This is a genomic window from Cellulophaga baltica, assembly GCF_018861125.1.
In the GTDB taxonomy this organism is placed as follows: Bacteria; Bacteroidota; Bacteroidia; order Flavobacteriales; family Flavobacteriaceae; genus Cellulophaga; species Cellulophaga baltica_A.
Genome location: NZ_JAHKQN010000026.1, coordinates 43,911 through 52,903, shown reverse-complemented (window position 1 = coordinate 52,903; position 8,993 = coordinate 43,911). Strand labels below are relative to the sequence as shown.

Annotated in this window: 5 protein-coding genes; 4 read left to right on the top strand and 1 reads right to left on the bottom strand. The window is 32.8% G+C overall.

Translation table 11 applies throughout. The features are described 5' to 3' along the window. Nucleotides 1-101: 101 nt before the first annotated feature. Nucleotides 102-2,726 (bottom strand): T9SS type A sorting domain-containing protein, encoded by a 2,625-nt coding sequence (locus KO500_RS13110; protein ID WP_252732505.1) that lies wholly within the window; start codon nucleotides 2,724-2,726, stop codon nucleotides 102-104. 245 nt (nucleotides 2,727-2,971) lie between these two features. Here KO500_RS13110 and KO500_RS13105 point away from each other — a divergent pair, with 245 nt between their 5' ends. The 4 genes from KO500_RS13105 (at nucleotide 2,972) to KO500_RS13090 (ending at nucleotide 8,969) form a co-directional block, all read left to right on the top strand. Continuing rightward, complete coding sequence (locus KO500_RS13105; protein WP_215957007.1) at nucleotides 2,972-4,744, top strand: AMP-dependent synthetase/ligase; 1,773 nt, start codon at nucleotides 2,972-2,974, stop codon at nucleotides 4,742-4,744. 158 nt (nucleotides 4,745-4,902) lie between these two features. After that, a complete protein-coding gene (locus tag KO500_RS13100) occupies nucleotides 4,903-5,343 on the top strand; it encodes a MarR family winged helix-turn-helix transcriptional regulator (RefSeq protein WP_215957006.1) in 441 nt (146 codons plus the stop codon). 25 nt (nucleotides 5,344-5,368) lie between these two features. Next, entirely contained in the window at nucleotides 5,369-7,774 is a 2,406-nt protein-coding gene (locus KO500_RS13095) for a 3-hydroxyacyl-CoA dehydrogenase/enoyl-CoA hydratase family protein (protein WP_215957005.1), read from the top strand. Nucleotides 7,775-7,778: 4 nt separating this feature from the next. After that, on the top strand, nucleotides 7,779-8,969 hold the full coding sequence (locus KO500_RS13090) for an acetyl-CoA C-acyltransferase (protein WP_215957004.1): 1,191 nt from the start codon (nucleotides 7,779-7,781) through the stop codon (nucleotides 8,967-8,969). Nucleotides 8,970-8,993: the final 24 nt, after the last annotated feature.

The window sequence follows — 8,993 nt, the reverse complement described above, 5'->3', positions numbered from 1 at the left end:
CTGTTTGCTTTTTTATAATTAAGTTCAATTACTCAAAAAAGGTAAAGGCCATAAGTATCTCCCCAAATGACCTTCCCTAATCTAACAATTAATAAATCAATCTACTTCACTATAATTTTTCCACTCCATGTTTGATTACTACTTGCTAATTTGTAAAAATAAATTCCTGAATTAAGACTCTGTCTCTGAATTGTGATTTCATTATCACCTTCAACACATTCACCTGTAATTCTATGAGCACCTTGTACAGTGCCGTTTAAACTAAATATATCAAAAGTATAACTACTTGCTTCTGTCGCTGTAAAATACAATACAGTTTCAGTAGTTAAAGGGTTTGGAGATACCAAAGCTTTTGTTTTTACTTTCTCTTCAACAATTATTTCTTCATCAACTATTGCTTCTTCTCTATTATTAAAATCAATATCTGCAATTGTCATTTCTTTTTCTTCTTCAGCTCCATTTGTAGCATGCATGTTAAATAGAACTACTTTCAAACTTGTAAAGTCAGTGGCAACTGAACTATCGTCTACAAAATCAGAAGCTTTTAAGGTATATTCTTCTTCTGTTTCAGTTAATGTTACTGTAGTTGAATAGAAAGAACCATCACCTTTAAGTAACTTAACTTCTAAATCACCTGTACCTTCTGCTTTGAAGCTTAAGTTTTCGTAAGCTGATAAATCAACTGCTTGAAAACGTGGCGTCATTGCTCTGTAAGCTCCAACATAGTCTGAAGTTGTTGCTTTTATATGAACATTACGCTCAACTCTATAACCGCTATACTCATAGTTATCATCATTTTGTAATACTTCATATGTTTCTACTGTCGTATTACCAGCCGCATCATCTAATCCCCAAGGTGCATCAGCAACAAATAAATCATCTGGAGTATCTCCTCTTTCATTCTGTATTCTGAATCCAAAATCAAATATTGCTCCCGTATCAACAGACAATGATTCTATTTTGCCTTCTAAACCAGTGGTTAAGCTAAGTTGATTTGTTCCACTTGTTTCTGTAGACTTCATTCCACCTTCCATAGAAACTGAAGTACTATAATTATTGTTAACAATATTCAAGTTTATTTTTCCACTTTCGTAACTAGCACTACGCACAAATACTGGTGGCGGTGTTGATGAAATATAGTTAGATATTGCAGCGTTTGCTTCTAATAAATTTAAAATTTCTTCACCAAGACTTAATAAATCGTCAATAGAATTAGACCAGATTTGAAAGTTGTAATATCCTGTATTTGTTTGGTAAGCATCAATATTCCAGTGTGATTCTACAACAAACTCATCACCATCATTTACACGGGCAGAAAATGTTAATGCAAATTCTTTGCTTCCGTCTGCCTGTTTTATAATCGATTTTATAAAATCTTTTTCTCTAATTTGGATAGTTGAAACTGATAATAATTCTGCCCCTAAAAAACGGTCACAAATAAATTTACTGTGCTCATAAACATTATCATCGGTTTTAATCACCATTAATGCACTAATAGTTTCTGTATCATCTAAATAATCTACAGAATAAATATCTGATGCATTTGTTAATGCTAATAAATCTGCAGGAGAAGATTCTATTGTTGATGTTTCACCTATAATACCTAAAGGGACTAAAGTACTTAAAGGAACATTTTTACTTGTATAAGCACCTTTACGCATATAAGTAGAACCTTTCTTAACTGCTTTTGCTGTTAATTTATCAAACTTATAGTTAGTACTAGCTCTATTAAAATTACGCTTATTTATTAATGATGATAAACGATCATTACTCTCTAAACCACCATCATTACCACCTGAAGTTTCAGTAATTACTGGGCATAATGCGATACCTGAACAAGCAGGATCATCACAATCAATTAATCCGTCACCATCATCATCAACACCGTTAATACAATCTTCCTGTGGTACTGGAGCAGTCGGACAACGGGCACCGTCGTTACTTGCACTTGATGGTCCGAAAGCAAAAATGTTTGATACGATACCACTTATATCAATAGTTTGAACACTATTTATTTTATAAACAGAACCCGTTTGGTTTGCTGATACGTAAAAGTTACCATCAACGTCAAAATAAACTGCACCGTATGTATAATTTAATCCCGCTAAAATCGGTACTATTCCTAAACTCTCTACAACACCTGTTTCAGCCGTAATACGATATAAAATATTAGTCGTCTTTTCAACTGTATATAATTTACCATCTACAGCATTAAAAGCCCAATCATGTATATTTATACTTTTCGTAAGTGTTTTTGTTCCAGTATATTCTAAATGAGAATTAGATTCCGGATTTAAATCTACTGAGTAGTACTTAGTACCACCTGATCTAAAATAATAAATACCATCTGTATTAATATCACCAACATACTTATTACCGCCATCTGGTAAATCTGGAATATTATAAATATCTGGTGTAAAATCTTTACCTATTCTAACAATTGATCTTGATGGAGTTGATAAATAACCCCATATATAACCATCTGCTGAATTATACGCCGCAGCATTGATACTACCTGGAGTGACATCCTCAGCAACTAAATATGAACCACCTGACGCCAAATCCAATGCATAAATATCATTGTATTGAAATAAATAGGCATTATAGTCACACTCAAAAGGTTCAGACTGCGCTTGAATAGCAGTTAGATTTAAAATAAAAGTTGTAGTCAAAAAGGATTTAAATAATGCTGATTGCATTTTTTTAAAGGTGTACTGTTTTTTCATCGATTTGGGAATTGATAATTAATTACAAAACAAATTTAAGTTAAAATAACAAGGTTTTTCTTACAATATAGTTCAATAACAATTATAACTCGTTAGTTTGCAGTTTATTGTCGATGAATGAAAAAAAGCAAAAAAACTATTTTTACAACATAAAATAAAATTCTCAAAAAACAGTTAATATTTTTATCAATATAATTATTTAATTCAGTTTTTTTGTTAATTTGCATAATAATACATAATTACATATGCCGAATATTACACGTCTTTTTGATTTCCCTTATTATCAATTAGAAAAATACAATCTAAAGAAGTCATTTGCTACAAAATATAATGACACTTGGGTAGAAACTTCTACTCAAGAATATATAGACCACGCTAATGCTATTAGTAGAGCTTTGTTACGTTTGGGTGTAAAACCAAATGATAAAATTGCAATTATCTCTACGAACAATAGAACAGAATGGAATATTATGGATATTGGTGTGCTACAGTTAGGCGCACAAAACGTTCCTATTTACCCAAATATATCTGAAGAAGATTATGCATATGTATTAAATCATTCTGAGTCAATCTACTGTTTTGTATCTGACGAAGAAGTTTTAGAAAAAGTTAGAGCTATACAAAGCCAGGTGCCAACTTTAAAAGAAGTATATTGTTTTGATAAAATTGAGGATTGTAAAAATTGGTCTGAACTTTTAACTCTTGGTGAAGACACTTCAAACCAAGATGAAGTTGAAAAAACAAAAAGCAATGTAAAGACTGATGATTTAGCAACCTTAATATATACATCTGGTACAACTGGGAGACCAAAAGGTGTAATGTTATCTCATAAAAACTTAGTTAGTAATGCTTTAGAGAGTTTTCACAGAATACCTATTGAACTTGGAAACTCGGTTGCCTTAAGTTTTTTACCAGTATGCCATGTTTACGAACGCATGCTTATATATTTATATCAATATTGTGGCGCAAGTGTGTATTACGCTCCTATAGATAAAATTAGTGAATACGCTCAAGAAGTTTCACCTGATGTAATGACGGCTGTACCTCGTTTACTTGAAAAAGTGTATGATAAAATTATTGCTAAAGGAATTGAATTAACAGGCATAAAAAAGAAATTATTTTTTTGGGCTCTTGATGTTGGTTTAGGATATGAACCATATGGTCAAAATGGTTGGTGGTATGAACAAAAATTAGCATTAGCTCGAAAACTTATATTTAGCAAGTGGAAAGATGCTTTAGGTGGCAAACTTTCTGTTATGGCTTCTGGTAGTGCCGCATTACAGCCAAGATTAGCTAGAGTTTTTAACGCTGCAGGGTTTGGCGTAATGGAAGGTTATGGCCTTACTGAAACTTCTCCTGTAATTTCTGTGAATGATATGCGTAATCACGGCTTCAAAATTGGCACTGTAGGTAAATTATTAGCAAATACCGAAGTTAAAATTGCTGAAGACGGAGAAATTTTAGTCAAAGGTCCACAGGTGATGTTAGGCTATTATAAAGATGAAGCAAAAACAACCGAAGTTATAAAAGATGGTTATTTCCATACGGGTGATATTGGTGAGATTGACAGTGAAGGTTTCTTAAAAATAACTGACCGTAAAAAAGAGATGTTCAAAACTTCTGGCGGAAAATATGTAGCTCCTCAATTATTAGAAAATAGATTTAAACAATCTCGTTTTATTGAACAAATAATGGTAATTGGTGAAGGTGAAAAAATGCCTGCTGCATTTATACAACCAGATTTTGATTTTTTAAAAAACTGGGCAAAACGTAAAAATATCGATAATATAACTAATGAAGAACTCATTAAAAATGAACAAGTAATTAATCGATTTCAAGAAGAGGTTGATTTAGCTAATGAAAGTTTTGCAAAATGGGAAAAGGTGAAACAATTTAGATTAACTGCTGATATTTGGAGTACGGAAAACGGACACCTTACTCCTACTATGAAATTAAAACGAAAAATTGTTAAAGAAAAATATATTGAGCTTTATAATGATATTTATAAGCAACAGTAATACTTATTAAAAAAGTTTACAAAAGCATTAAATATTACTTTTCTATATAATTGAACTCTAATTATTATGAAATTTAAAATATTTAATGCTTTTTTTACATTATTTTATTATGCATGCATAATAAAATTTATTATATTTGAGTTCATATACATATTAGTATGAAGGAACTTACAATAGATTATGCGTTGAGAGCAACATGGCAAGCGGTTGCCAGAATGTATAATGAAGAGGCAAAAAACTTTGAAACAACCATGGCTATTGGGTTTACACTTTTAAGTATAGATCCTAAAACAGGTACACCTTCAACTGCTCTTGGTCCAAAAATGGGTATGGAAGCCACTAGCCTATCAAGAATACTTAAAAGTATAGAAGAGAAAGGTTTAATTATTAGAAAACCAAACCCTAAAGATGGTCGTGGCGTGCTAATATATTTAACACAATACGGTCTCGAAAAAAGAAACGATTCTAAAAAAGTGGTTTTTCGTTTTAATGATGTAATTAAACAGCATGTAAGTGAAGAACATTTAAATGGCTTTTTTGAAGTAATGGATACCATTAATAAACTCGTAACAGACAAAAAAATATATACAAAAGATTAAAAACTAATTAATAGTGATGAAATCGATGAATAAGCACATAAAAAAAGTAGCAGTTATCGGCTCAGGGATAATGGGAAGTGGCATCGCATGTCATTTTGCTAATATTGGAGTTGAAGTTTTATTATTAGACATTGTTCCTAGAGAACTTAATGATAAAGAAAAAGCCAAAGGCTTGACACTTAACGATAAAATTGTTCGAAATAGATTGGTTAATGATTCACTTATGGCTTCATTAAAATCTAAACCCTCACCTATATACCATCAAGAATTTGCTGATCGCATTACGACTGGTAACTTAGAGGATGATATTGCTAAAGTAGCAAAAGTAGATTGGATTATTGAGGTTGTTGTTGAACGTTTAAACATCAAAAAAATGGTGTTTGAAAATCTTGAAAAGCATAGAACTCCTGGTACTTTAATCACTTCAAACACTTCTGGTATCCCTATCCATTTTATGAGTGAAGGCCGTAGTGAAGATTTCCAGAAGCATTTCTGTGGAACACACTTTTTTAACCCTGCACGTTACTTAAAATTATTTGAGATAATTCCGGGTCCTAAAACTTCACCTGAAGTATTAGAGTTTTTAAATAGCTACGGAGAACAATTCTTGGGTAAAACATCTGTTGTTGCTAAAGATACTCCTGCATTTATAGGTAATAGAATTGGTATTTTCAGCATCCAAAGTCTTTTTCATATGGTAAAAGAGTTAGGAATGACTGTTGAAGAGGTTGATAAGTTAACTGGTCCTGTAATTGGCCGACCAAAATCTGCAACTTTTAGAACAGTTGATGTGGTTGGCTTAGATACTTTAGTACACGTTGCAAACGGTATTGAACAAAACTGCAAAGAAGATGAAAAATTAGAGTTGTTTAAGCTACCTGCATTCATCAATACAATGATGGAAAACAAATGGTTGGGTAGTAAAACTGGACAAGGATTTTATAAAAAAACAAAAGATGCTAAAGGCAAAACTGAAATTTTGACTTTAGATTTAGATACGATGGATTATCGTTCTAAAAAAAGCGCAAAATTTGCTACACTAGAATTAACCAAAACGATTGATAAGGTTGTTGATCGTTTTAAAGTTTTAGTAAATGGTAAAGACAAAGCAGGAGAATTTTATAGAAAGAGTTTTGCTGCACTATTCGCTTATGTTTCACACCGTATTCCTGAAATAACGGATGATCTTTATAAAATTGATGATGCCATGAAAGCTGGTTTTGGTTGGGAACAAGGTCCTTTTCAAATCTGGGATGCTATAGGTGTAGAAAAAGGTTTAGAAATAATGAAAGCTGAAGGAGAAACACCTGCAGCATGGGTAAATGAAATGATTGCTAGTGGTACAAAATCATTTTATGCTGTAAAAGATGGCGCTACATATTTTTATGATATTCCTAAAAAAGCAATAGAAAAAATACCTGGACAAGATTCATTCATCATTTTAGATAACATTAGAAAGTCAAAAGAAGTTTTCAAAAACAGCGGTGTTGTTGTTGAAGATTTAGGTGATGGAATCTTAAATGTAGAATTCCAATCTAAAATGAACACTATCGGCGGTGATGTTTTAGCTGGATTAAACAAAGCTATTGATTTAGCTGAAAAAGATTTTCAAGGTTTAGTCGTTGGTAATCAAGCTCCAAATTTCTCAGTAGGTGCAAATATTGGTATGATATTTATGATGGCTGTTGAGCAAGAATACGATGAGCTTAATATGGCTATTAAAATGTTTCAAGATACCATGATGCGTATGCGTTATTCTGCAATACCAACAGTATCTGCTCCGCATGGTATGACTTTAGGTGGTGGTTGTGAACTTTCATTACATGCCGATAAAGTAGTTGCCGCAGCAGAAACATATATTGGTCTAGTAGAATTTGGTGTTGGTGTTATTCCTGGCGGTGGGGGCTCTAAAGAGTTTGCATTAAGAGCTCAAGATTTATTCCATAAAAATGATGTGGAGTTAAATGTGCTTCAAGAATACTTCTTAACAATTGGTATGGCCAAAGTATCAACATCAGCTTATGAAGCTTATGATTTAGGCATTTTACAAAAAGGAAAAGATATTGTCGTTGTAAATAAAGATAGGCAAATTGCAACTGCTAAAGCACATGCAAAATTAATGGCCGAAGCAGGTTACACACAACCTGTAAAACGTAAAGACATTAAAGTTTTAGGTAAACAAGCTTTAGGTATGTTTTTAGTAGGTACTGATGCTATGGAAGATAGTAATTACATTAGCGAACATGATAAGAAAATTGCAAATAAATTAGCTTATGTGATGGCTGGTGGTGATTTATCTGAGCCAACCAAAGTATCAGAACAATACTTATTAGATTTAGAACGTGAAGCCTTTTTATCACTTTGTACTGAGCGTAAAACCTTAGAAAGAATTCAACACATGTTAAAAACAGGGAAGCCTTTAAGAAACTAAAAAAATGAAAACAGCATATATAGTAAAAGCATATAGAACAGCAGTTGGAAAAGCACCAAAAGGGGTTTTCCGATTCAAAAGAACTGATGAGTTAGCCGCTGAAACCATTCAGCACATGATGAAAGAGCTTCCTCAATTTGATAAAAAAAGAATTGATGATGTTATTGTAGGTAATGCAATGCCAGAAGGTTCTCAAGGTTTAAACATGGCACGTTTAATTTCATTAATGGGCTTAGATGTTGTTGATGTACCTGGTGTAACTGTAAATCGTTTTTGTTCTTCAGGAATAGAAACTATTGGTATTGCCACTGCTAAAATACAAGCCGGTATGGCCGATTGTATTATTGCTGGTGGAGCCGAAAGTATGAGCTCAGTTCCTATGACAGGTAACAAACCTGAATTAAATTATGATTTAGTAAAATCTGGTCATGAAGATTATTACTGGGGAATGGGTAATACAGCTGAAGCAGTGGCAAAGCAATTTAAAGTATCTCGTGAAGACCAAGATGAGTTTGCTTACAATTCTCACATGAAAGCCTTAAAAGCGCAAGCGGAAGACCGTTTTCAAGATCAAATTGTTCCTATTGATGTTGAACAAGTATATGTAGATGAAAACGGTAAAAAAGCATCTAAAAAGTATACTGTAAATAAAGATGAAGGGCCTAGAAAAGGTACTAATAAAGAAGCTTTAGCAAAATTAAGAGCCGTTTTTGCCGCTGGTGGAAGTGTAACTGCCGGTAACTCCTCACAAATGAGTGACGGCGCTGCCTTTGTAATGGTTATGAGTGAAGATATGGTTAAGGAATTAAACATAGAACCAATCGCTCGTTTAGTAAATTATGCTGCTGCTGGTGTTGAGCCACGTATAATGGGTATTGGCCCAGTAAAAGCTATTCCTAAAGCATTAAAACAAGCTGGTTTAAAACAAGAAGATATTGAATTAATTGAATTAAATGAAGCTTTTGCTTCGCAATCATTGGCCGTAATGCGTGAATTGAATTTTAATCAAGACATCGTAAACGTTAATGGAGGCGCTATAGCACTTGGTCATCCATTGGGTTGTACCGGAGCAAAACTTTCTGTTCAATTATTTGATGAGATGCGTAAGAGAGACATGCAAGGTAAATATGGTATGGTTACCATGTGCGTTGGTACAGGACAGGGTGCCGCTGGAATTTTTGAGTTTTTAAAGTAAAACTCATTTCAAAATTTAAAACTA